Source organism: Kocuria sp. KH4, assembly GCF_053711175.1.
Window position 1 is genome coordinate 105669 of record NZ_JBSJYX010000009.1, and the last position, 22316, is coordinate 127984.

Here is a 22316-nt window from a genome sequence, read left to right on the forward strand (position 1 = left end):
AGGGAGCCGTGCGGTCCCCGCGGGACCCGACGGGTCCCGCGGGACGGCTCAGCCCCGATCGAGCAGCGCCTCGAGCTTGGTGAAGGAGCTGCGCCACCCGGCCGCCGCACCCGCGTGCACCACGGCGGGCAGCGGCCCCTGCGTGAGCACGAGCAGCGTGCCGCCGTCCCCGGTGGCGAGGAACTCCGTGCGCACCAGCACGTGCTGGTCCAGCGGCCGGCCGTCCGGGCCGGGCAGCGCCTCGCGGCCCTCGATCAGGGCGTCCTGCTCGACCCGCAGATAGGTGGCGTGCACCGGGGCGACCTGGGCGGGATCGGCGTCGCTGACCATGCGGAAGCGCTGCCGCCCGCCGGGCCGGACCTCGAGCAGCACCGACTCCCGGGGGACGCTCCAGCCCTCCGGGCCGAACCAGGCGGCGAGCCGGTCCGGGTCGGTGAACGCCGCGAAGACCGCCGCCGGCGGGTGGGGCAGGTCGTGGGAGACGGAGAGGACCTCCGCGGGGTCCAGATCGGTGATGTCCATGCCGTCCATTGTCCCCGGGCGCCCTCGGTCCCGGGAACGGCGGTCGGTACAGTGGCGCTCGTGAGCACCGAACCTGCGCGGGACCCGGAGGCGGGGAAGGCCGGTGCCCGCCCGGTCTGGGTGACCGTGCTCAAGGCCGGCGTCCTGGTGCTGCTGCTCGCCGCGGCGGTGTGGTACCTCATCAGCCACGAACTGCCCACGGTGGAGCAGGTCCGCGGCTTCGTCGAGGGCTTCGGGGCGTGGGGTCCGCTCGTGTTCGCGGTGGTGTTCGTGCTCGTGGCGGCCACGCCCGTGCCGGTGACGATCATGGCCGTCTCCGGCGGGTTCCTCTTCGGGATGGCCCAGGGCGGCGCGGTGGGCGTGGTGGCCACCACGGCGGGGGCCTGGCTCGGGTACTGGCTCGCCCGCTTCCTCGGCCGCGACGCCCTGTACCGCCTCGCGGGTCCCCGGATGGGAGCCGTGGAGCGCAAGCTCGACGGCAAGGGCTTCCTCACGGTGCTGGTCCTGCGCCCGGTCCTGCCCAACTGGACCCTCAGCTACGGGGCGGGGCTCGTCCGCGTCCCGCAGCGGGAGTACCTGGCCGCGACCCTGCTCGGCGGGATGCCGGGGCAGATCAGCTTCGCCGCCCTGGGGGCCTTCACCTCCCGGCCGTCGTGGCCGGCGCTGGCCGCCGTGGCCGCCTCGTGGGCGCTCGTGGTGGTGGTCGGGGTGCTCACCTGGCGCCGGTCCCGGCACGAGGCGCCGCCCGGCGGCTCGGCGGACCGGGCGGAGGCCGACGGCCCGGCCTGATCCCGGGCCGGGCGCCGCGAACGACCTCGTCCGGCCCTCCTCGGAAGGGCCGGACGAGGTCGTTCGCGGAACCGCGCGACACGGCGCGGACGGGGTCAGGCCTGAGGCCTGGCGGCGGTGGAGCCGTTCGACTCCGCGCCGAGCAGGTGGAGCTTGCCGCTCCTGCGGTCGGCCAGGTACTCCTTCATCTCGCGCTTGATCACGGGCAGGAGCATGTAGACGCCCAGCAGGTTCACGAAGCCGCAGACGAACAGGGCCGCGTCCGCGAAGGAGATGACCTCGCTGAAGGTGAGCACGCACCCGGCGATCGTGAAGAACAGGTAGACGCCGCGGAAGACGTTGTCGCTGAGCCGACTGCGGCCGAAGAGGTACTCCCAGGCCTTGAGGCCGTAGTAGAACCAGGTGATCAGCGTGGAGAAGGCGAACAGGACGACCGCGACGGCCAGCACGATCGGGAACCAGGGGATGACCGTGGCGAAGGCGTCCGAGGTGAGGATGACGCCGTCGGGGGCGCCCCCGCCGGCCTGGACCTGATCGATGCCCGCCTGCAGGCTGGGGGCGCCGGCGATGACGATGGCCAGGGCCGTCATGGTGCAGATCAGCACCGTGTCCACGAGCGGCTCGAACAGGGCCACGAAGCCCTCGCTCACCGGGCGACGGGTCTTCACGGCCGAGTGCGCGATCGCGGCCGAGCCCAGGCCGGCCTCGTTCGAGAACGCGGCGCGCTGGAAGCCGACGACCATGACGCCCAGGACGCCGCCGGCGATGCCCTCCGGGGAGAACGCCCCGTCGATGATGGCGCCGAAGGCGGCCGGGACGTGGGTGAGGTTGGCCAGGATGACCACGAGGCACGCGGTCACGTAGATGGCGCCCATGGCCGGCACCAGCCGGCTGGTGGTGGCGCCGATGGACTTGATGCCGCCGACGATGACGAGACCCACCAGGACGGCCAGGACGATGCCGAAGACCAGGGCCGCCCCGGGGCTGCCGAGGAACCCGTCCGCGCCGCCGGTGACGTTCTGCACCTGCGCGAAGGTCTGGTTGGCCTGGAACATGTTGCCTCCGGCCGCGCCGAAGAACAGGATCGCCACGGCGAAGACGCCGGTGAGGATCTTGGCGGGGATGCGGCCGAACCGGCGGAACGCGATGGGCAGGTACCGGAAGGGACCACCGCTGACGGTGCCGTCCTCGTGGACCTCGCGGTACTTCACGCCCAGGGTGCACTCCGCGAACTTGGTGGCCATGCCGAGCAGGCCCGCGCAGATCATCCAGAAGGTGGCGCCGGGCCCGCCGAGGGCCATCGCCGCGCCGACACCGGCGATGTTGCCCAGTCCCACGGTGCCGGACAGGGCCGAGGTCAGGGCCTGGAAGTGGGGGACCTCTCCGGGGTCGTCCTTGGCGGAGAACTTCCCCCGGACCACGTCCGTGGAGACCCTGAGATGGCGCTGGACGACGCCGAAGTAGACGGTGAAGATGACGCCGGCCGCGATGAGCCACGCGACCACGAAGGGGAAACTGACCTCGCCGATGGTGATGGGGTAGAAGACGATGCTCGAGAAGACTTCGGTGATGGGAGCGAACGCCGCATTGATCGCGCGGTCGATCTCGACCAGCCAGCCGACTTCCTCCGCCACCGTGGACATGGGTACCGCCTGAAGAATCTCCATCCGCTAACTACAGCGCGTGCCCTGCCGCTTGGCAACAGATACACGTGTCCCCGGATGTAAATACTTGACGCACCGGTAGGTACGGCGTCACGGAACGGGGCGGAAGGGGGTGCTCGCGGTGGCACCCCTCACCGACGGTGCGGTCTCAGCGGCCGGTGCGAGCGCTCGTGAGGTGCTGCGGGGAGGTCATGGCGCACACCCGCAGGCCGCGGGCCAGGTCGCCGCCGGCGTGGCGGAGCAGCTCGCCGACCGAGGTGGCGCGGGTCGGGGCGGCGGCGCGGCCGATCGCGGTGAAGAGGACGGCGGGGAGGCCGAAGACGAGGAGGAGGGCCACGGGACATCCAGCTTTCTGCGTGCGGTGCGGAGGAGGCGTGCGACACGGGTGCCGCAGTTGACTTCTGAAGTCTAACCGGGACATATTGAGCCATCCAGTATGAAAACACTCGACAGAGGGGCACATCGTTGCGTGTTGACGAGATCGACCAGCAGATCATTGCGTCACTGATCCAGGACAGTCGCCGCAGCTACGCCGCCATCGGTCAGCGGGTGGGTCTGTCCGCTCCGGCGGTGAAGCGACGGGTCGACGCCCTCCAGCGGACGGGGACCGTCAAGCGCTTCACCGCGGAGATCGACCAGTCGGTCCTGGGCTGGAACATCGAGGCCTTCGTGGAGCTGCACTGCGACGGAGGGCTGTCCCCGTCGATGATGCGGACCATGGTCGCGGAGATCCCCGAGGTGACCGACGCCTACACGGTGACGGGGGAGGCCGACGGCATCTTCCTCGTCCGGGCGCAGAACACCTCGCACCTGGAGGACGTCATGGTCCGGATCCGGGAGTGGAAGGGCGTCAACCACACGCGCAGCTCCGTCATCCTGTCGCATCTCTGAGCGCGGCGGCCCGCGCCCGGGGACGCAGGGAGCGCCCTCCTGCCCGCACGGCGACCTCCGGGTCCGCCGACGGACTCGGCGGCCGTAGTCATCCTGCCGCATCTTCGCCCGGCCGGGGCTGTCCTCTGTGATACTGGGCGCACCATCGTGGGCGTGGGAGCGGGGGACTCGGCATGGAACAGGGAACAGCAGCCGTCGTCGTCGGGGTCGACGGATCCGGGCAGTCCGTGGAGGCGCTGCGCTGGGCGGCCCGGATCGCCCCGGCCCTCGGCGCGCCCCTCAGGGTGGTCGCCGCCTGGGACTACCCGCCCGAGTACGCCGGCTACGTGCCCCTCGGCAGCGACAACTTCGACGAGGTCACCCGGAAGCGGGTGGACACGGCGATCCAGCAGGCCTTCGGCGAGGACGTCCCCGAGGGGCTGACCACCACCGTGGAGTTCGGCCACCCGTCGAAGGTGCTGGTGCGGGAGAGCGAGGGCGCCTCGATGCTCGTGGTGGGCCGGCGGGGCCACGGCGGGTTCCGGGGCCTGCTGCTGGGCTCGGTCAGCGCCGCGTGCGTCGCCCACGCGTCCTGCCCAGTGCTCGTGATCCACGAGGACGGCACCGCGGCGACGAGCTGACCCCGGCGGCCGCACGGTCCCGGAGGACGACCGTGCGGGGGCGGGGCGTTCAGCCCCGGTGCGCGTAGTACCGGCCCAGCACCTCGTCCCGGTACTCGACGTAGCTGCCGTCGGCCATCGCCCGGCGCGCGCCGTCGACCATGCGCACGACGAACCGCTCGTTGTGGATCGAGGTGAGCGTCGCGGCGAGCCGCTCCTTGGCCTTGAACAGGTGGTGCAGGTACGCCCGGGTGTAGTGCGTGCACGTGTAGCAGTCGCAGCCGTCCTGGACGGGGGAGAAGTCGGTGCGGAAGCGGGCGTTGCTCACGGTGAAGCGGCCGTCCGGGCCGTACACGGCCCCCGTGCGGGCCACCCGGGTGGGCGAGACGCAGTCGAAGGTGTCGACGCCGTTCTCCAGCGCGGTGAAGATGTCGTCCGGCTCGGAGATGCCCAGCAGGTGCCGCGGCCGGTCCTCGGGCAGTTCCTCGCTGCACCAGCGCACGATCGTGCCGAGGTTCTCCTTCTCCAGCGCCCCGCCGATCCCGAAGCCGTCGAAGTCCATCGCCCCGAGGTCCCGGCACGCCTTCCGGCGCAGGTCCTCGTACTGGGCGCCCTGGATCACCCCGAACAGCGCCTGGTACGGCCGGTCGGCGCGCTCCTCGGTGAGCCGGGCGTGCTCGGCCACGCAGCGCCGGGCCCACCGCCGGGTCCGCTCGAGGGAGGTCTCCTGGTAGCCCCGGGAGTTGTGCAGCGTGGTCAGCTCGTCGAACGCGAACATGATGTCCGCCCCCAACCGGTGCTGGACCTGCATGGAGATCTCCGGGGTGAAGCGGTGCACGTCGCCGTTGATGTGGGAGGTGAACGTGACCCCGTCGTCGTCGACGCGGGCCATGCGCTCCTTGCCGGTCGCGACGTCGTCGTCGCCGGCGGCCGAGGACGCGACCGTGGACATGTCGATGACCTTCCGGAAGCCCGAGCCCAGGGACATGACCTGGAAGCCCCCGGAGTCCGTGAAGGTGGGCCCGTCCCAGTTCATGAACGCGCCGAGCCCGCCCGCCGCGTCGAGGACGTCGGCCCCGGGCTGGAGGTAGAGGTGGTAGGCGTTGGCGAGCAGGGCCTGGGCGCCGAGCTCGGCCATGGACTCCGGCAGCACCGCCTTGACCGTGGCGGCGGTGCCGACGGGCACGAACGCGGGGGTCCGGATCTCCCCGTGCGGGGTGCGGATCGTGCCGGTGCGGCCCCGGAACGGGGCGCCGCCGGCGTCCGCGCGCGAGCCGGCCGCGCGGGCCGTCTCCTCGAGCCGGTGCTCGACCTCGAAGCCGAAGGCGGCGCGGGCGGCGGGGAACGGGGAGGGCGCGGCGGGCAGGGTCATCCGACCATTGTGCGCCACTGCCGGGCCCGGCCCGGGCGGCCGGGAAGGCCGCTGTGAGTGATCTCATGCTCCGGCCCCGGAAGAGGGGCCGCCGCCGGGCCGTTGTCGGGTCGTGGGCCCGCACGCTCCGCGCGCGGGCCTCCAGCGCCCGAGGACGGGCGCCCGCGCCCGGCCGCGGCCCGTGCGGCCGCCGACGACAGAGAGGCGGTCCCGACCGCGTGCGCCCGCTCCGGAAGCTCTTCGCCCTGCACCCCGCCCAGCGGGACCACCTCCCCGCCGCCCGGATCGCGCTGTCGGTGGCCGTCCCGCTGGTCGCCGTCGTGGCCGCCGGCCGCGCCGACCTGGCCGTCTACGCGGTCTTCGGGGCGTTCGCCTCCATCTACGCCCGGCACGAGCCGCCGGCGGCCCGGGCCCGGCACCAGACGCAGGCGGGCGTGCTGCTGACGCTGTGCGTGGCGCTGGGCGCGCTGCTCAGCGGCGCCCCGGAGCCGGCGGTGCTGGCGGCCACGGCGGTCGTGGCCGGGCTCGGCGCGATGGCCGCGGCGTCCTGGGGGCTCAAGCCGGCGGGGTCGGTCTTCTTCGTCTTCGCGGTCGGCGCCGTCGGCTCCCTGGGGCACGCGGCACCGCTCTGGCAGGCCGTGGCGCTCGCCGCCGGCTCCGCCGCCTTCTCCGTGGCGCTGGGGCTGGCGTCCCGGTGGGCTGGGGAGGGCCTGACCGGGCCCGTGGCCCCGGTCGGGCAGCACCACGGGCTCAGCACCGGCCGGCTGTGGGCGCACGGCGGCCGGTTCCTGGCGGCCACGTCCGTGGCGGGGGCCCTCGGCGCGGCCACCGGCCTCTCGCACAGCTACTGGGCGATGGTCGCCGCCGCGGCCCCCATCGCGGCCCCGGACCTGGGGGCGCGGGTGCAGCGCGGCGTCCACCGCATGGTGGGCACCCTGGGCGGCGTGGGGATCAGCGCGGCCGTGCTGTCCGTGCCGCTGCAGCAGTGGCACACGGTGGCGCTCGTGGTCCTCTTCCAGTTCCTCGCGGAGCTGTTCGTGGGCCGCAACTACGCCCTGGCCCTGCTGTTCATCACCCCGCTGGCCCTGCTGATGACCCAGCTGGCGGCCCCGGGCGCCCCCGGGCACCTGCTGCAGGCCCGGGCGGTGGAGACGGTGATCGGCGTCCTGTGCGGGCTGGCGGTGGTCCTGCTCACCCGCGGCGCGGAGGAGCGGGGGCTCAGCGGCCCCAGCCCGCGTGCGCCACGGCCTGGCGCACCAGGTCTCCCCGGCCCCCGGCGAACTCCGCCTGCACCTCGGGGCTGAGCGCCTCCTCGGGACTCATCCAGGACAGCTGCAGGGCGTCCTGGCGGGGACTGCACTCCCCGCGCACCGGCACGATGTAGCTCAGCGCCACGGCGTGCTGACGGTCGTCGGTCAGCCCCGTCTCGGAGGGGGAGGGGAAGAACTCGGCCACCGCGAACGGGGTCGTGGACACCGGCAGCTGCGGGAAGGCCATGGCGCCCAGGTCCTTCTCGAGGTGGCGCAGCAGGGCCGCCCGGATGGTCTCCCGGTACAGCACCCGGCCGGAGACGAAGGTGTACATCATCTCGCCCTCGGGGGTCGCCTGCAGGAGCAGCCCGATCTCGGAGAGGTAGCCCAGCGGGTCGAGGCGGACCGGCAGCGCCTGCACGTACACCATCGGCAGGCGGCGCCGGGCTTCCTGCAGGTCGTCCTCGTTGAGCCAACCGGGGTTCGGATCGGGGGTGCGGAGGAAGTTCATACTGCTGTTCTATCCCATGACCCCTGGCGCGGCCACGATTCCCCCCGGCCCGGGGCGCCGGTTCAGCGCTCAGCGGAGCCGCCGGCCCGGCCCCCGCTCACGGGCGCTCCAGCCGGGCGGCGGCCTCGAGGACCGTCCACGCCTGGACCTGGGTGGACAGCTCCACCGGGGCGCCGGGGCGCTGCGCCTGCCCGGCGGGCCGCGCCGGATCGGGGGAGAAGACCGCCACCGACCCGCCCGCCGGGTCCGACGGCGCGCCCCCGCCGGGGCCCGCGGCGGGCTCGGCCGCTCGCCGTCCGGTCCACAGGGCCTCGGCGGTGCCCGTCACCAGCTCGGCGGCGGTGCGCCGCGCGGGCGGGTCCAGGTCCGGGTGCCGGGCCGCCTGGGCGAGGTAGCGGGCGAGGATGCCGCTGAACAGCCCGCCGTCCCCGCCGCCGTGCGTGGTGAGGACCCGGCCCTCCGGGGCCGGCCGGCCGTAGGCGTCGACGGCGCCCGCCACCACGTCGGCCGCCGTGCGCAGCAGGCGCGCCCGCTCGTCCGCGCCCGTGCCGGGGTCGTCCGCGAGCTCGAGCAGCGCCCCGAGCACGGGTCCGGAGTTGTAGCTGAACAGCCGCTCGTCCCGCCGCGTGACCTCGCTGCCGGATCCCGCCGCGACCAGCACCAGCCCGTCGTGGAAGACCTTCCGGCCGGGGTCCCACAGGTTCTCCTGCAGCCAGCCGAGCACCGCGCGGGCCTGGTCGGTGCGGTGCGTGCGCACGAAGGCCAGGGCCGCCGGCGCCGAGGACGCGGTGTTCTTCACGTCGTGGCGGGTGTTCCAGAAGACCCCGCCGCCCAGGTCCGCCGTGTGCCCCCGCTCGATCCGGGCGAGCAGGGCCCGGCCCGCGTCCAGGCACGCCACGTCCGCCCGGCCGGTGAGCTCGCGGTCCAGCGCGGCGAGCCGGCCCACGGCCAGCAGCAGCCAGGCCATGTCGTCGTAGTAGGAGTTCTGGGTCACGCGCCCGCCGCTGCGCAGGGTGATCCCGCGCAGCAGCCGGTGCGCGTCGCGGCGGAGCTCCTCCGCGCGGTCGGGCTCGTCCCGGTGGCGCCGTGCGGCGTCCACCAGGGCGTCGAGCAGGTGGGCCTGCCACCAGTAGTGCCACGGGGCCGTGCGGGAGCGGGGCCGCGGGTGCGCCGGCGCGCCCAGCAGGGTGCCCGGCACGCCCAGGGCGCGCCCGGCGAAGAGCGCGCGGACCGACCGGGCCGCCGTGTCGGCGCGCTCCGGGGCGCTCGCGGTGCCCTCGGCGCCGGGGTCGGCGGAGAGCGGGCGGGACGCGGGACTCGCGCCGGTGGGGCTGGACATGGCGGCTCCTGGTGCTGGCGGGGGAGGGGTGCTGCTCCGAGCCTATGCGCTCGCCGCGGAGTGCGGGCCGGAGCGCGGGCCGGGGTGGTCCCGGGCGGGGCCGGCCGCCAGCCGCCGGTGGAACGCCTCGGCGGGCCCCCGCAGACCGCGCCGCTCGAGCAGGACGGCGCCGAGCAGGGTGGCCAGCCACACCGCGGTGCCCAGCAGCAGCGCGGCGGTGGGGGCCAGGGCGTGGCCGAGGCCCAGCGCGAACGGCGGCATCAGGACGGTGAAGAGCACGGACTGGGCGATGTAGCCGCTCATCGACCGGCGCCCCAGGGCCTGCAGTGACCACAGCGCGGGGTGCTCCCGCGCCCGGAGGGGGGCGTCCGGGGCCCGCCGCCGGGCCCGCGCGCAGACCAGGGCCACCACGAGCGCGTAGCCGATGCCCTGCGCCGCGCCGGTCAGGGCGTCCAGCCCGGTGAGCAGGGACCCGGCGGCCGTGGATGGCTCGAGCATGTCCGTGGTCAGCAGCCCCGTGCCGGCGCCGGTCAGCAGCCCCGCGCCGATGCAGGCCACCGCGCCGACCAGCAGCCGGCCGCGGCGGGGCCCGGGGTCCTCCAGTACCCGGTGGCGGCTGAGCGCCAGGCCGAGCAGCAGCATGGGCAGCAGCCCCAGCAGCTGGAGCGGGGCGAAGGCCACCACCCCCGCGCCCTCGGACAGCACGAGGGCGAGGTGCTCGGGCACGGAGTCGGTGACGAGGCTGGGGAAGGGCGCGCTGCCGGGGGTCCGCACGGCCCAGCTCGCCGCGCCGTAGAGGACCATGAGCACGGAGCCCAGGCCGGCGAGGACCAGCAGCGTGACCGTGCTCTCCGCGATCAGCAGGGTCAGGAACAGCCCGCCGAAGGCGTAGGCCGTGATGATGTCCCCGGGGAAGAGCAGGCACGCGTGCAGGGCCCCGAGGAGCAGCAGCCACCCGTAGCGCCGCAGCAGCAGCTGCCGGGCGAGCGGCAGGGGCGTGCCGCGGGCGGCCTCCCGGGCGGCGATCTGGCCCACGCCGTAGCCGACCAAGAAGGAGAACAGGGGGAAGCCGCGGCCGTCCACGAGCATGGACAGGGCGGTGTTCACGACGTCGTCCGCCGTCCACCCGGCCGCGCCCGCCCCGGCGCCCACGGGCCGGTCGCGGGGGCCGTCCGTGGGCCCGGGCGCCCAGATCCACGCGGTGACGTTGGCGACGGCGATGACCCAGAGCATGAGCCCGCGGGCCACGTCCGGGGCGGGCACCCGGGCGGCGGCCGGCGCGGGGCGCGGCGCGCTCACGAGGGCACCCCGGTGCGCAGGGCACGCCGGCTCTCGAGCACGAGCGGGCGGCCCGTCATGGGGTGGGTCAGGCCGATCCGCCGGGCCAGCAGCTGCAGCGGCCGGTCGGGGTCCTCGCTGCCGGCCGGGCGCACCTGCGGGTAGAGCGGGTCGTGGCGGACCGGGACGCCCAGCCCGGCCAGGTGGACCCGGATCTGGTGGGTGCGCCCGGTCTCGGGCCGCACCCGGTAGCGCGCCCACTCGCCCTCGGCGTCCGCGAACGGGGCGCCCGCCCGGTCGACGACGGTGCGCGCGTTGGCCGGTCCCGGCACCTCGCGCGCCTGCAGGCAGGTGCGGTCCTTGACGATGCGGGACTCGACGACGCGCGGCAGCCCGAGCCCGGGCCGGTGCGCGGCGACCGCCTCGTACTCCTTGGCCACCGCCCGGTCCTGGAAGAGGGTCTGGAACCGGCCGCGGGCCGCGGGGTCCCGGCAGAGCAGCAGCACCCCGGCCGTGCCGCGGTCGAGCCGGTGCAGCGGGGACAGGCGGTCCTCGCTGCGGGAGCGGCGCAGCTTCACCAGCGCGCTCTGCGCCACGAACCCGCCGCGCGGGGTGGTGGGCAGGCCGTGCGGCTTGTCGACGGCCAGCAACCACTCGTCCTCGAACAGCACCGGCAGGTCCCCGGGCAGCTCCGGCTCGGGCGGCAGGGCCCGGTGGTACCAGACCGACCCGCCGGGCCGGTAGGGGGTGCCGGGGGCGAGGGGCCGCCCGGCGTCGTCGACGATCCCCCCGGACGCGAAGAGCTCCTCCAGCTCCGGGGCCGAGGCCGGGAAGCGCGCCAGCAGCCAGTCCCGGGCCGTGCCCCACCCGTCCTCGGCCGGCAGCCGGACCCGGACGGGGTCCACGCCGTCCCGCAGGGGCAGAGGGGCGGGGGCGGGCCGACGTCGTCGCATGGTTCCCGATCGTGCTCCCCGGGCGGGCCCTTGTCCACTCCCCGGCCCGCGTGCCTCCCGGGCGCGGGCCTGCGAGAATGGGCGCGGACCACCTCCCGCCACCGACCGGAACGAGACCCATGGCCAGCCACGAAGCCGCCCCCGACGCCGTCCCCGGAGCCGCCCCCGGAGCCGTCGAGGAGGTCGTCCTGCTCGACGACGCCCACCGTCCCGTGGGCACCGCGCCCAAGGCGCAGGTGCACACCGCGGACACCCCGCTGCACCTCGCGGTCTCGTGCTACGTCCTCGGGGACGACGGGCGGCTGCTGCTGACCCGCCGGGCCCTGGCCAAGAAGACCTGGCCGGGGGTGTGGACGAACAGCTTCTGCGGCCACCCGGCGCCCGGCGAGGACTTCGAGGAGGCCGTGGCCCGGCGGGCCGGCCAGGAGCTGGGCTTCGCCGTGACGGGCGTCACGGCGGTGCTGCCGGACTTCCGCTACCGGGCCGTGGACGCCTCCGGGATCGTCGAGAACGAGTTCTGCCCCGTCTACGTGGCACGTGCCGCCGGGCAGCCGCAGCCGCTGCCGGCGGAGGTCGCGGAGGTCGCCTGGATCCTCCCGGAGGAGCTCTTCGCCGCGGCCGAGGCCGCGCCGTTCCTGCTCAGCCCGTGGCTGCTGGAGCAGATCGCCGACGGCCGGCTGCGCCGGGCGCTGACCGGGCAGGCCGCCGCCCACCCCTGAGCGTCAGTCCATCCGCGCGGCGAGCTCGGCGGCCACCGCCTCCAGGGCCGCACGGAGGGCGAGGATGGCCGGTCGCCGCACGCTCGAGCCCCGGATCGAGGTGAACACCGTCCGCCGCGGCCCCGCGGGCAGGTCGACCAGCCGGCACGGCGAGTCGCCGCCCGCCCACATGAGGTCCGGCATGAGGGCCACGGCGTTGCCGGACTCCACGAGCCGGGTCTGGGCCTGCAGGTCCGCCGTGGCGAACCGGACGTCCGGCTCGAACCCCGCCCGCCGGCACAGCTGCTCCCCCCAGTGCCTCGACGCCGCGCCCCGGGGCTCCATGACCCACGGCAGCTCGCGGGCGTCCTGCAGCGAGGTGATCGACGCGTGCTCCGCCCCGGGCGGGACCGCCAGGCGGATGGCGTCCGTGATGAGCCGCTGCCGGTCCAGGTCCGGGTGGTGGGCGGCGGCGTGGCTCGGGTACTGCTCCGCGACCACGAGGTCGAACTCGCGCGTCCACGTCTCGTGGAGGGCGCGCTCCGGCTCCGCCTGCACCATCTCGACCCGCACGTCCGGGTGCTCGCGGCGCATCGTGCCGAGCACGGCCGGCAGCAGCGCCAGGGCGGCCGACTGGAACACGGCGACCCGCACCGTGCCCGTGACCGTGCTCAGCGACGCCGCCAGGTCCGACTCCGCCCGCTCCAGGACGTCCAGCAGCTCGGCGGTGCGCGCCACCAGGATCTCCGCCTGCGGGGTCAGCTGCACCCGCCGGCCGGCCTTGGAGAGCAGCTCGACCCCGGCCTCCTTCTCCAGCGCCGACAGCTGCTGGGAGACCGCCGAGGGGCTGTAGCTCAGGGCCGCGGCCACCTCCGCCAGGGTGCCGCGCAGCGCGAGCTCGCGCAGCAGCCGCAGCTTCCGGACGTCGAGCACGAGGACCTCACATTCATCACGTCGATTGACGGATCATCCGTGGAAAACATCACTTTATCCGAATGGAAAGAGGGCGCATAGTGAGGAGCGCACCAGTGCTTTCCACGCAGACCAGGGAGTACCACCCATGACGACGATCCCCGTCCCCGCGACCGCGCACACCCCTGCGGACCCGTCGGCCGGACGCACCCTTCCCCACGCCGCGATCCCGGTGTCGCTGCCCGAGCAGGCCGTGGCCACCGTGCGCCGCTGGCTCACCGAGGCGGAGCAGTTCCCCAAGGACGCCTCGGGCGAGCAGCTGGCCGGGGTGCTCAAGGATCCCCGTGGACTGGACTTCACGGTCGGCTTCGTCGACGGCGTCGTCCGTCCCGAGGACATCCGGGTCGCCGCCCGCAACCTCGCCCGGCTGGCCCCGAAGGTCCCCGCCTTCCTGCCCTGGTACCTGCGCACCGCGGTCCGCGCCGGCGGGGCCCTGGCCCCGGCCGCGCCCCAGGTCGTCATCCCCGCCGCGCGCAGGGCCCTGCGCGAGATGGTCGGCCACCTCATCGTGGACGCCAGCGAGGCCAGGCTCGGGAAGTCCATCGCGAAGATCCGCACGGACGACGTCCGGCTCAACGTCAACCTGCTGGGCGAGGCCGTGCTCGGCGACCACGAGGCCGACCGCCGCCTGCAGGGCACCCACGACCTGCTGGCCCGGCCCGACGTCGACTACGTCTCCATCAAGGTCTCCTCCACCGTGGCCCCGCACTCCCCGTGGGCCTTCGACGAGGCCGTGGCCGAGGTCGTCGAGAAGCTGACGCCGCTCTACGCGCGGGCCGCCTCGTTCCCCGCCCCCAAGTTCATCAACCTGGACATGGAGGAGTACAAGGACCTGGACCTCACCATCGCGGTCTTCACCCGGATCCTCGACCAGCCCCGGTTCCAGCACCTCGAGGCCGGGATCGTCCTGCAGACCTACCTGCCCGACGCCCTGGAGGCGATGATCCGCCTCCAGGAGTGGGCGCGGGCCCGCCGCGCCGCGGGCGGCGCCCGCGTCAAGGTGCGCGTGGTCAAGGGCGCGAACCTGCCCATGGAGCAGGTCGAGGCGTCCCTGCACGACTGGCCGCTGGCCACCTGGTCCACCAAGCAGGACTCGGACACCCACTACAAGCGCGTGCTCAACTACGCGCTGCAGCCGGAGCACGCCGACGCGGTGCGGATCGGCGTGGCCGGGCACAACCTCTTCGACATCGCCTTCGCGTGGCTGCTCGCCTCCGAGCGGGGGGTCACGGAGGCCGTCGACTTCGAGATGCTACTGGGCATGGCCACCGGCCAGGCCCAGGCCGTCAAGCGCGACGTCGGCTCCCTGCTGCTCTACACCCCGGTGGTGCACCCGGCCGAGTTCGACGTCGCCATCGCCTACCTCATCCGCCGGCTGGAGGAGGGCGCGAGCCAGGAGAACTTCATGTCCGCGGTCTTCGAGCTCTCCGCGAACGAGGAGCTCTTCGAGCGCGAGAAGAACCGCTTCCTCGCCTCCCTGGCCGCGCTCGACGACACCGTCCCGGCGCCCCACCGGGTCCAGGACCGGACCCTGCCCGAGCCCCCGGCCCCGCGCGAGGGCTTCCACAACACCCCGGACACCGACCCGGCCGTGGCCGCCAACCGCGCCTGGGGCCGGAAGATCCTGGAGCGCGTCCCCGGCTCCGCCGCCGGCGTGGCGACCGTCACCGCGGCCCGCGTGCAGACCGAGGAGCAGCTCGACCGCGTCGTGGAGGCCGCCCTCGCGGCCGGCCGGGGCTGGTCCGCGCTGTCCGGCGCCCAGCGGGCCGAGGTGCTCCACCGTGCCGGTGACGCCCTCGCCGCCCGCCGCGCCGAGCTCCTCGAGGTCGCGGCCGCCGAGGCCGGCAAGACCCTCGACCAGGCGGACCCGGAGATCAGCGAGGCCATCGACTTCGCGCACTACTACGCCGAGCGCGCCCGGGAGCTGGACGAGGTGGACGGCGCGACGTTCGTGCCCTCCCGGCTCACCGTGGTGACCCCGCCGTGGAACTTCCCCGTGGCCATCCCGGCCGGCTCCGCGCTGGCCGCCCTGGCCGCCGGGTCCCCGGTGGTGTTCAAGCCGGCCGGCCCGACCAAGCGCTGCGGCGCCGTGGTGGCCGAGGCGGTCTGGGAGGCCCTGGACGCCTCCGGGATCCCCCGCGACGTGCTCGCGCTGGTGGACCTCGAGGAGAGGGAGCTCGGCCGCCAGCTGATCTCCCACCCGGCGGTGGACCGCCTGATCCTCACCGGCGCCTACGAGACGGCGGAGCTGTTCCGCTCCTTCCGCTCCGACCTGCCGCTGCTGGCCGAGACCTCGGGCAAGAACGCCCTCGTCGTCACCCCCAGCGCCGACTTCGACCTCGCGGCCAAGGACGTCGCCTACTCCGCGTTCGGCCACGCCGGGCAGAAGTGCTCGGCGGCCTCCCTGGTCATCCTCGTGGGCTCGGTGGCGCAGTCCCAGCGGTTCCGCAACCAGCTGGTGGACGCGGTCGGCTCCCTCACCGTGGACCACCCGACCAACCCCGCCGCCCAGATGGGCCCGCTCACCGAGCCCGCCGAGGGCAAGCTGCTCCAGGCCCTGACCACCCTCGAGGAGGGCCAGTCCTGGCTGATCGAGCCGCGGCAGCTGGACGACACGGGCCGGCTGTGGTCCCCGGGCGTGCGCACCGGGGTGCAGCGCGGCTCCGAGTTCCACCGGGTGGAGTACTTCGGGCCCGTCCTGGGCGTGATGACGGCCGAGACCCTGGAGGAGGCCGTGGCCATCCAGAACGAGGTCGACTACGGCCTCACGGCCGGGCTGCACTCCCTGGACCCCGCCGAGATCGGCTACTGGCTGGACACCGTCCAGGCCGGCAACCTCTACGTCAACCGGCACATCACCGGGGCCATCGTCCAGCGCCAGCCCTTCGGCGGCTGGAAGAAGTCGGCGGTCGGCCCCGGCACCAAGGCCGGCGGCCCCAGCTACCTCATGGGCCTGGGTGAGTGGGAGCCGGCGCCGCTGCGCGGGAACGGGCGCCCCGTGGCCGACGCGGCCGTGGCCGGTCTGCTCGCCGCCGCCCGTGCGGGCCGGGCCGGGGTCACGGCACAGGAGGCCGACGTCCTCGAGCAGGCGCTGCGCAGCGACGAGGCCGTCTGGGCCGAGGAGTTCGGGGTGGCCCGGGACGTCTCCCGGCTCTACGCGGAGCGCAACGTCTTCCGCTACCTGCCCCTGCCGGTGACGGTGCGGCTGGCCGAGGGGCAGCCCCTGGCCGATCTGCTCCGGGTGGTCGCGGCCGGCCTGCGGGCCGGTGCCGGGCTCAGCGTCTCCTCGGCGCTCGAGCTGCCCGCGGCGGTGGCCTCCGTGCTCACCGGCCGCGGCGTGCCGGTCCGGGTCGAGGACGACGCCGCCTGGCTGGCCCGCGCCGCCGAGCTCGGCGGTGGGCGCGTGCGCCTGATCGGCGGGGACCGTGCCCGGTTCATCGCCGCGACCGGATCCCGCCCGGACGTGGCCGTCTACGCCCACCCCGTCACCGGGGCCGGCCGGGTGGAGATGCTGCCGTTCCTGCACGAGCAGGCCGTGAGCATCACCGCCCACCGCTTCGGCACGCCCAACCACCTCACGGACGAGCTGATCTGAGGCGCTGATCCGCCGGGCCGGTCCGGCGCACGGCTACGACGGCGCCCCGCGCCGCGGCCCCCGCTCCCGGGCGGGTCGCGGCGCGGGGCGCCGTGCCGTTCGGGGCGGGCGGTTCAGCTCCGCACGAGGGAGGCGTGGACCACCAGGTTCTCGTCGAAGGCACCGGTCGCCGGGTCGTAGCCGTCGCAGGTGATCAGCCGCAGCTCCGCTCCGGCGGTGTTGCCGTAGACCCGCAGCGTGGGGAACGCGTCCTTCGCGTAGCGCTCGACGGCGTCCACCGCGAACTCCGCCGTGGACCCGTCCGCCCGGGCGACGGCGATGCGGTCCCCGGGGGCCAGCCGGTGCAGGTCCGCGAAGACCCCCGCGCCGCCGCCGGTGGCGTTGACGTGGCCCAGCAGCACGGCCGGGCCCACCTCTCCCGGGGTGGGCGAGCCCCGGTACCAGCCGGCCGGGGCGCCGGGGTGCTCCGGCGGGACCTCCAGGGTGCGGTCGGGGCGCCGGTCCAGCGACATGAGCCGGTCCTCCAGTCCGATGGCGCCGATGGTGAGGCGCACCGGCTCGGAGGCGGGCAGCGCCCGCGGGCGGTCCTCCCGGTCCGCCGTGGGGGCCGGGGCACGCGGTGCCGCGGCGCCGGGCCCCCCAGTGCCGGGCGCCGGGGCGGCGGCCTCCAGGGCGCTGAAGGCCGCCGCCTCCGGAGGGGCGGCACGTGGGGCGGGGTGCTCCGCGGCGGCCCGCGGCGCCGTCGCCGGATGGGTGGGTGCGGTGCTGTCCCCGGTGCACCACAGGCCCAGGACCACGGCGAGACCCGCCACCCCCGTGCGGAGGTGACGGGTCTCGGCGCGGTGCCGGGGCACGCGGTGTCCGGGGGTCAGCGGCCGCCGGCCGTGCGGCGCCGCAGGGCCACCGCGGCACCGCCCAGGGCGAGCATCCCCAGCACGGCCGCTCCGGCCAGGCCACGGGCGTCGGAGCCGGTCGCCGCCGTCTCCACGCCGGTGTCCGCCGGGCCCTCCGGCATCGCCATCTGGGCGGGCGCGAGCACGCCACAGGCGATCGGGATGTCGGAGGCCAGCGGCAGGGCCGGGGCCATCGGGTTCACCTTCGCCTGCGCCGCGGCCGAGAGCGTCGCCGGGTCCGCACCGTGGACGTTGACCACCGCGGTGCCGTTCTGCAGGGCGGTCAGCGTGGCTCCGTCCACCGGGAAGGTCCGCTGGTAGGTGTAGGCCTCACCGGCCGGGAAGCGGTCGACCGCCACCGCGGAGGCCGGAGTCGTGTCCCCCGAGGTCGTCAGCGCGGTGCCGATCCCGCCGGTCCAGGGCTGGCCCTCCATGGAGCTGACCGCGCCGTCCCCGTCGGCGTCGGCGCTCGGCGGGGCGCACACTCCCTGGCCCCCGATGTGGATGTGCTGGGCGTGCGGGTAGGGCGCCCCCTGGAACAGGGCCGGTGCCCCGGCCACCTCCACGGTCACCGTGGCCTCCTGGCCGGTGACCTCCACGGCGGCGTGGCCGGCGGCGGTGCTGTTGTTGACCGGCGCGAGCTCGGCGTGGAAAGACCAGGTGTCGGCGGCGGTGGCGGCGGTGGCGGGCAGGGTCACGACCGCGAGTGCGAGGGCGGGCGCGGCGAGCAGAGCGGACTTCTTCATGGGATCGGCCTCTCGGTCAGGAATGACAGGGCTGGGAAGTGACGCAAAGCACAGTTTACTGATTATTCGGGCCACGTCGAGAGGTTCGGCCTGATGCGACGGTGAACATTGCGGAGCGCGGGCGGACTGCGGGCCGATGCGCCGGTCAGGGAAAGCGTCCGGTGTGCCCCGCGGTCCGCGGTTGATGTGCTGCCCGCACGGCGGGAGTGAGCAGGCGCGGCGCGCTTCCCGGCGCCGGTTCGGGCCGAGGCTGTGAAGTGTGCCGCCCCCGGTGGATCGGACCGGGGGCGGCGCGGTGAGCTGCCGGCCGGCTGCGCTCCGGTGTCCCCCCACGTGCATCGCACATCGGACCCGTGCGCCGGCCGCGCTCCTGAGCATCAGATTACTGACATGTACACGAATTCTTCATATTGTGTTAGCCGCCTCACACGGGCGGGCGGGCCGGCGCGGGTCCGCCCGCGGGGGCTGCCCGGAGGTTCCTGCGGGGCCGGAGCGCGCTCAGCCCGCGGCGGCGAGCGTGTCGACGCGGCGGTCCCCCGTCGCGGCACGGTGCCCGGGAGTGCGCAGCTCGGTCACTCCCGTGTCCGGCGCCGCCGCGTGCGGCGCCCGGTCGTCCCCGCCGGCCGGGACGGCCCGCGCCCGGTCCTGCCGGAGGGCTGCGACCACGAAGTCCTCGTCGAGGCCGGCCGCGCGGGACAGGGCGGCGAGCGGCACGCCGTGGCGGGCGGCCACGCGCAGTTCGGCGCACAGGGCCTCGCGGGCCTGGTCCAGCTCCCACTGCGCGGTCTCCGCGCCGGCCGCCAAAAGCCACACGTCCTGGGCGGCGTCGTCCTGCCCCGGGAAGGCGTCGTCCTCCGCGAGCTGCTGGTCGAGGGTCCACTCGGCCGTCTCGACGCGTCCGGCCGCCGCCAGGACGCGCCGGGTGAAGAAGGGGTGGAAGAGGTGCTCGTCCCCGCGGGCCACCAGTGGCGCGGTCGTCCCGGCGGGGTCCTCCGTCTCGACCAGGAAGCCGCAGGCGCAGGCGTGCAGCCGGCGGCCGTCCACGGCGGCCTGGGCGGCGGCGTGGTTCGCGCGGCCGTCGACGTCGGCCAGGTCGAGCGGGCGCATCGGCATGGGCCGGCCGCAGTGCACGGGGCCCATGGTCTCCGGGGTGGCCGGACGGCCGGCTGCCGGTTCCGTCGTCTGCTGTGCGGACCGGTGCTGCACCTGCTGGTTCATCCCTCGACCTTCCTCACGTTCCCTGCGTACCCTGCGGTGGTGTGCGCGGCCCGGGGCCGGAGCCGCGAGATGCGCACCACATCATCCAAGTCGATGATGTCTAGATTGTCTAGTTACTCGCTGGTCGGGCTTGTCGGTCGCCTAGGATGTTCGGCATGACGTCCCGCGCCCCGACCTCCTCCGGCTACTGGTACGGCACCGACGACCCCGGCCCCGGACCGGTGCAGGTGCTCGAGGCCCTGCGCGCCTACCGCACCGCCGAGACCGCGATGCGCCGGCGCACCAAGGACTCCATGGGCATGGGCGAGAAGGACGTCCTGGCCCTGCGCTACCTCCTCGAGGCCGACCGCGCCGGCACCCCCATGAGCCCGCGCGATCTCACCGCCCGCCTGGGCATCTCCTCGGCCTCCACTACCACCCTGCTGGACCGCCTCACCCGCACCGGCCACATCGCCCGCCGCCCGCACCCCACCGACCGGCGCGCCCTGGTGATCGTGGCCACCGCCGAGGCCGACTGCGAGGTGCGCACCACCCTGGGCCGGATGCACGAACGCATGCTCGCCGCCGCCCGCGCCCTGGACCCCGACCAGGCCGCCACCGTCACCGCCTTCCTGCACGCCATGGCCGACGCCGTCGACACGGTCGAGGTCCCCGAGGAGCTCCAGGTCGCCCAGGTCCTCGGGGTGCTGGGGGAGCTCGAGGACCCCGGGGACCGTCACGGCCCGGGGACCGCCGGCGCCGTCCGGGCGCCGGTGCCGCCAGGCGCTGCCGGGGCCTGACGGCGGGGACGCCCGGTGCCGCGCCCCGGCCGGGGCGCGGCACGCAGCGGGCGTCCCTCAGTAGGCGGTGCGGGTCGTGTTCGCCGCCCACGCCTCGAAGGGCGCCGTGCGCTCCCGGAGGTCGACGGGGCGCACGGGCAGGGAGCGCTCCTCCACCGGCCGGGTGAAGTGCTCGTGGAACTCGGCGTCGTCGAAGCCCCCGGCGGCGGCGTCGTGCCGGTCGGCCGCGAACCAGACCGCGTCCAGGCGGGACCACAGGGACGCGGACACGCACAGCGGGCACGGCTCGCAGCTCGCGTAGAGGGTCGCCCCCGAGAGGTCGAACGTGCCGAGCTCCCGGCAGGCGGTGCGGATGGCCACCACCTCGGCGTGCGCGGTCGGGTCGTTGTCGGCGGTGACCCGGTTGACGCCGGAGAAGCGGCGGCCGTCGGCCGTGACGACCACGGCGCCGAAGGGCCCGCCGTCGGCCCTGGCGTTGTCGACCGCGAGCGCGATGGCCTCGCGCAGGAACTGCCGGGCCTCGGCCGGAACGGTGGTCTCGTCTGTGCTCATGCGGGTCTCCAGGGTGAGGCAGGTGCCGCTGGGGAGCTCGCCGAGCCAGAACCGGGAGACGCGCCGACGGCGGCCGCTGCGTGATCGATGGTGCAGTTCTGCCTGGTAGATAGTCCGGTCGCCCGGACCCGCCGTGGGCCAGTCCAGAGGCTACCGGGCAGTGTCCCGCTTCACAACAGACGCCGCGCGCGGCCCCGGGTCGCGTGCGGGACGGGCCGCCCCGGCGTCGCCGGGCCGGGCGCCCGGTCGGTGCGGCAGGGCGTCCCGGCTAGGCTGGGCTCCCGACCCGATGACCCGTCCGCGTGAGGAGCGCCCCGTGCCCATGATCCAGCGACACCTGTTCGGCCCCGGCCCGTCCAACCCCTATCCCGAGGCCACGGCCGCACTGGCCCATCCGCTGCTCGGGCACCTCGATCCCGCGTTCCTGGAGATTATGGACAGCGCCTGCGACGGCCTGCGGGAGGTCTGGGGGACCCGCAACCGGCGCACCCTGCCGCTGAGCGCCACCGGCTCGGCGGGCATGGAGGCCGCCTTCGTGAACACCGTGGAGGACGGCGACGTCGTCGTCGTGGCGGTCAACGGCCTCTTCGGCGAGCGGATGTGCGACGTCGCGGCCCGGTGCGGTGCCGAGGTGGTGCGGGTGGACTTCCCGTACGGGCAGCCGATCGACCCCCAGCGGGTCGCGGAGGCGCACCCCGCCCCCAAGATCATCGCCGCGGTGCACGCCGAGACCTCCACGGGCGTGCGCTCGGACATCGCCGCGCTGGGGGAGCTCAAGGGCGACGCCCTGCTGCTCGTCGACGCCGTCACGTCCATCGGCGGCATCGAGCTGCGCGCGGACGAGTGGGGGGTGGACCTCGGCTACGCCGGCACCCAGAAGTGCCTGGGCGTGGCCCCCGGCCTGGCGCCGTTCACGATCTCGGACGCCGCGTTCGAGCGCCGGGTGCGGAACCCCCGGTCCTGGTACCTGGACCTCGGCATGCTCGGCGGCTACGTGGGGGAGGCGCAGGGCCGGGCCCGCACCTACCACCACACCGCGCCCACGGCCATGATCGCCTCCCTGGACGCGGGGCTGCGCCGGATCTCCGCGGAGGGCCTGGAGAACGTGTGGGCCCGCCACCAGGCGGCGGGCGACGCCCTGCAGGACGGGCTGCAGGAGATGGGCCTGGAGCTGTTCGCCGCCGAGGGGCACCGCCTCCCGGAGCTGACCACCGTGAAGGTGCCTGAGGGCGTGGACTCCGCCGCGGTCCGCGCCCACCTGCTGGAGCACTACTCGCTGGAGATTGGCGCGGGCGTGAAGGAGTACGCCGACACGGTCTGGCGCATCGGGCTGATGGGCCCCAACGCCCACGCCGGCTCCGTGACGCTCGTCCTGGGCGCCCTGCAGGAGGCGCTGCGCAGGGCCCCGCTGCGGGTCTGAGCCGCCGCGGGACGGCCCCGGTCCTCCCCGGCCGGGGAGGACCGAGATCAGGCCTCGTCGAAGATCCGCACGGCCATGGTGCCGTGGGTGACCGCGGCGCCGGCGCCCAGGCCGGCGGCGACCATGACCGCCTCGGCGATCTGGGCCTTCGAGGCACCGGCCTTCTTGGCCTGGGTCACGTGCACCTCGAGACAGTAGGGGCACTGGGAGCTGATGGCCACGGCCACCGCGATGAGCTCGCGGTGGAGCTGGTCGATGGCCCCCCCCACCCCCCC

The 22316-nt window shown here is 75.1% G+C and carries 22 protein-coding genes; 8 read left to right on the top strand and 14 right to left on the bottom strand.

All coding sequences use genetic code 11. From position 1 onward, the window contains the following. Positions 1–48: 48 nt before the first annotated feature. Positions 49–522, bottom strand: coding sequence for an SRPBCC family protein (locus ACWCOM_RS08990; protein ID WP_454548399.1), 474 nt, complete (start codon positions 520–522; stop codon positions 49–51). 60 nt (positions 523–582) lie between these two features. On the opposite strand from ACWCOM_RS08990, the gene ACWCOM_RS08995 reads away from it, so the two are divergent. Then, the gene (locus ACWCOM_RS08995; RefSeq protein WP_454548400.1) at positions 583–1311 is read left to right on the top strand and encodes a TVP38/TMEM64 family protein; all 729 of its coding nucleotides are present in this window, start codon (positions 583–585) and stop codon (positions 1309–1311) included. A gap of 95 nt (positions 1312–1406) precedes the next feature. Here the strand turns inward: ACWCOM_RS08995 and ACWCOM_RS09000 are convergent, their stop codons facing one another. Together ACWCOM_RS09000 and ACWCOM_RS09005 are read right to left on the bottom strand one after the other, a co-directional pair. Further along, on the bottom strand, positions 1407–2978 hold the full coding sequence (locus tag ACWCOM_RS09000; protein WP_454548401.1) for an alanine/glycine:cation symporter family protein: 1572 nt from the start codon (positions 2976–2978) through the stop codon (positions 1407–1409). Between the two features lie 145 nt (positions 2979–3123). Continuing rightward, positions 3124–3312 carry a hypothetical protein gene (locus tag ACWCOM_RS09005; protein WP_454548402.1) on the bottom strand — a complete coding sequence of 63 codons (189 nt, stop codon included), beginning with the start codon at positions 3310–3312 and terminating at the stop codon, positions 3124–3126. 128 nt (positions 3313–3440) lie between these two features. Between ACWCOM_RS09005 and ACWCOM_RS09010 the strand changes: the two genes are divergently transcribed. Further along, positions 3441–3866, top strand: a complete 426-nt coding sequence (locus ACWCOM_RS09010; RefSeq protein ID WP_454548403.1) for an Lrp/AsnC family transcriptional regulator — start codon at positions 3441–3443, stop codon at positions 3864–3866. A gap of 173 nt (positions 3867–4039) precedes the next feature. Beyond that, positions 4040–4486 carry a universal stress protein gene (locus ACWCOM_RS09015; RefSeq protein WP_454548404.1) on the top strand — a complete coding sequence of 149 codons (447 nt, stop codon included), beginning with the start codon at positions 4040–4042 and terminating at the stop codon, positions 4484–4486. Positions 4487–4535: 49 nt separating this feature from the next. Here ACWCOM_RS09015 and tgt read toward each other — a convergent pair whose 3' ends face one another. Beyond that, a complete protein-coding gene (gene tgt / locus ACWCOM_RS09020) occupies positions 4536–5837 on the bottom strand; it encodes a tRNA guanosine(34) transglycosylase Tgt (RefSeq protein WP_454548405.1) in 1302 nt (433 codons plus the stop codon). A 218-nt stretch (positions 5838–6055) separates the two neighbouring features. Between tgt and ACWCOM_RS09025 the strand changes: the two genes are divergently transcribed. Then, positions 6056–7141 carry an FUSC family protein gene (locus ACWCOM_RS09025; protein ID WP_454548406.1) on the top strand — a complete coding sequence of 362 codons (1086 nt, stop codon included), beginning with the start codon at positions 6056–6058 and terminating at the stop codon, positions 7139–7141. Here the strand turns inward: ACWCOM_RS09025 and ACWCOM_RS09030 are convergent. From ACWCOM_RS09030 to ACWCOM_RS09045, 4 genes are all read right to left on the bottom strand, one after another. Beyond that, positions 7056–7598 carry an NUDIX hydrolase family protein gene (locus ACWCOM_RS09030; protein ID WP_368809148.1) on the bottom strand — a complete coding sequence of 181 codons (543 nt, stop codon included), beginning with the start codon at positions 7596–7598 and terminating at the stop codon, positions 7056–7058. The two genes, ACWCOM_RS09025 and ACWCOM_RS09030, sit on opposite strands and share 86 nt — an antisense overlap. A 97-nt stretch (positions 7599–7695) precedes the next feature. Then, entirely contained in the window at positions 7696–8937 is a 1242-nt protein-coding gene (locus ACWCOM_RS09035; RefSeq protein ID WP_454548407.1) for a glycoside hydrolase family 76 protein, read from the bottom strand. 42 nt (positions 8938–8979) lie between these two features. Next, positions 8980–10236 carry a DUF418 domain-containing protein gene (locus tag ACWCOM_RS09040; RefSeq protein WP_454548408.1) on the bottom strand — a complete coding sequence of 419 codons (1257 nt, stop codon included), beginning with the start codon at positions 10234–10236 and terminating at the stop codon, positions 8980–8982. After that, a complete protein-coding gene (locus ACWCOM_RS09045; RefSeq protein ID WP_454548409.1) occupies positions 10233–11168 on the bottom strand; it encodes a pseudouridine synthase in 936 nt (311 codons plus the stop codon). Before ACWCOM_RS09045 ends, ACWCOM_RS09040 begins: the two co-directional genes overlap by 4 nt. 119 nt (positions 11169–11287) lie before the next feature. Between ACWCOM_RS09045 and idi the strand changes: the two genes are divergently transcribed. Then, positions 11288–11887, top strand: a complete 600-nt coding sequence (gene idi / locus ACWCOM_RS09050) for an isopentenyl-diphosphate Delta-isomerase (protein ID WP_454548410.1) — start codon at positions 11288–11290, stop codon at positions 11885–11887. 3 nt (positions 11888–11890) lie between these two features. Here idi and ACWCOM_RS09055 read toward each other — a convergent pair whose 3' ends face one another. After that, a complete protein-coding gene (locus ACWCOM_RS09055; RefSeq protein ID WP_454548411.1) occupies positions 11891–12799 on the bottom strand; it encodes a LysR family transcriptional regulator in 909 nt (302 codons plus the stop codon). Positions 12800–12926: 127 nt separating this feature from the next. On the opposite strand from ACWCOM_RS09055, the gene ACWCOM_RS09060 reads away from it, so the two are divergent. After that, positions 12927–16433 (top strand): bifunctional proline dehydrogenase/L-glutamate gamma-semialdehyde dehydrogenase, encoded by a 3507-nt coding sequence (locus ACWCOM_RS09060; RefSeq protein WP_454548412.1) that lies wholly within the window; start codon positions 12927–12929, stop codon positions 16431–16433. Between the two features lie 113 nt (positions 16434–16546). Here ACWCOM_RS09060 and ACWCOM_RS09065 read toward each other — a convergent pair whose 3' ends face one another. The 3 genes from ACWCOM_RS09065 to ACWCOM_RS09075 all read right to left on the bottom strand — a co-directional run bounded on the left by ACWCOM_RS09065 (position 16547) and on the right by ACWCOM_RS09075 (position 19290). Further along, positions 16547–17287 (bottom strand): class F sortase, encoded by a 741-nt coding sequence (locus tag ACWCOM_RS09065; protein ID WP_454548413.1) that lies wholly within the window; start codon positions 17285–17287, stop codon positions 16547–16549. A 14-nt stretch (positions 17288–17301) separates the two neighbouring features. Further along, complete coding sequence (locus tag ACWCOM_RS09070; RefSeq protein ID WP_454548414.1) at positions 17302–18072, bottom strand: hypothetical protein; 771 nt, start codon at positions 18070–18072, stop codon at positions 17302–17304. A 498-nt stretch (positions 18073–18570) separates the two neighbouring features. Then, a complete protein-coding gene (locus ACWCOM_RS09075) occupies positions 18571–19290 on the bottom strand; it encodes a hypothetical protein (protein ID WP_454548415.1) in 720 nt (239 codons plus the stop codon). A gap of 155 nt (positions 19291–19445) precedes the next feature. On the opposite strand from ACWCOM_RS09075, the gene ACWCOM_RS09080 reads away from it, so the two are divergent. After that, entirely contained in the window at positions 19446–20069 is a 624-nt protein-coding gene (locus ACWCOM_RS09080; protein ID WP_454548416.1) for a MarR family winged helix-turn-helix transcriptional regulator, read from the top strand. 57 nt (positions 20070–20126) lie between these two features. Here ACWCOM_RS09080 and ACWCOM_RS09085 read toward each other — a convergent pair whose 3' ends face one another. Then, positions 20127–20621 (bottom strand): nucleoside deaminase, encoded by a 495-nt coding sequence (locus ACWCOM_RS09085; protein ID WP_454548417.1) that lies wholly within the window; start codon positions 20619–20621, stop codon positions 20127–20129. A gap of 322 nt (positions 20622–20943) precedes the next feature. Between ACWCOM_RS09085 and ACWCOM_RS09090 the strand changes: the two genes are divergently transcribed. Beyond that, entirely contained in the window at positions 20944–22041 is a 1098-nt protein-coding gene (locus ACWCOM_RS09090; RefSeq protein ID WP_454548418.1) for a pyridoxal-phosphate-dependent aminotransferase family protein, read from the top strand. A 47-nt stretch (positions 22042–22088) separates the two neighbouring features. Here the strand turns inward: ACWCOM_RS09090 and ACWCOM_RS09095 are convergent. Beyond that, a partial coding sequence (locus tag ACWCOM_RS09095) for a carboxymuconolactone decarboxylase family protein (RefSeq protein WP_454548419.1) occupies positions 22089–22316 on the bottom strand: 228 nt, incomplete at its 5' end.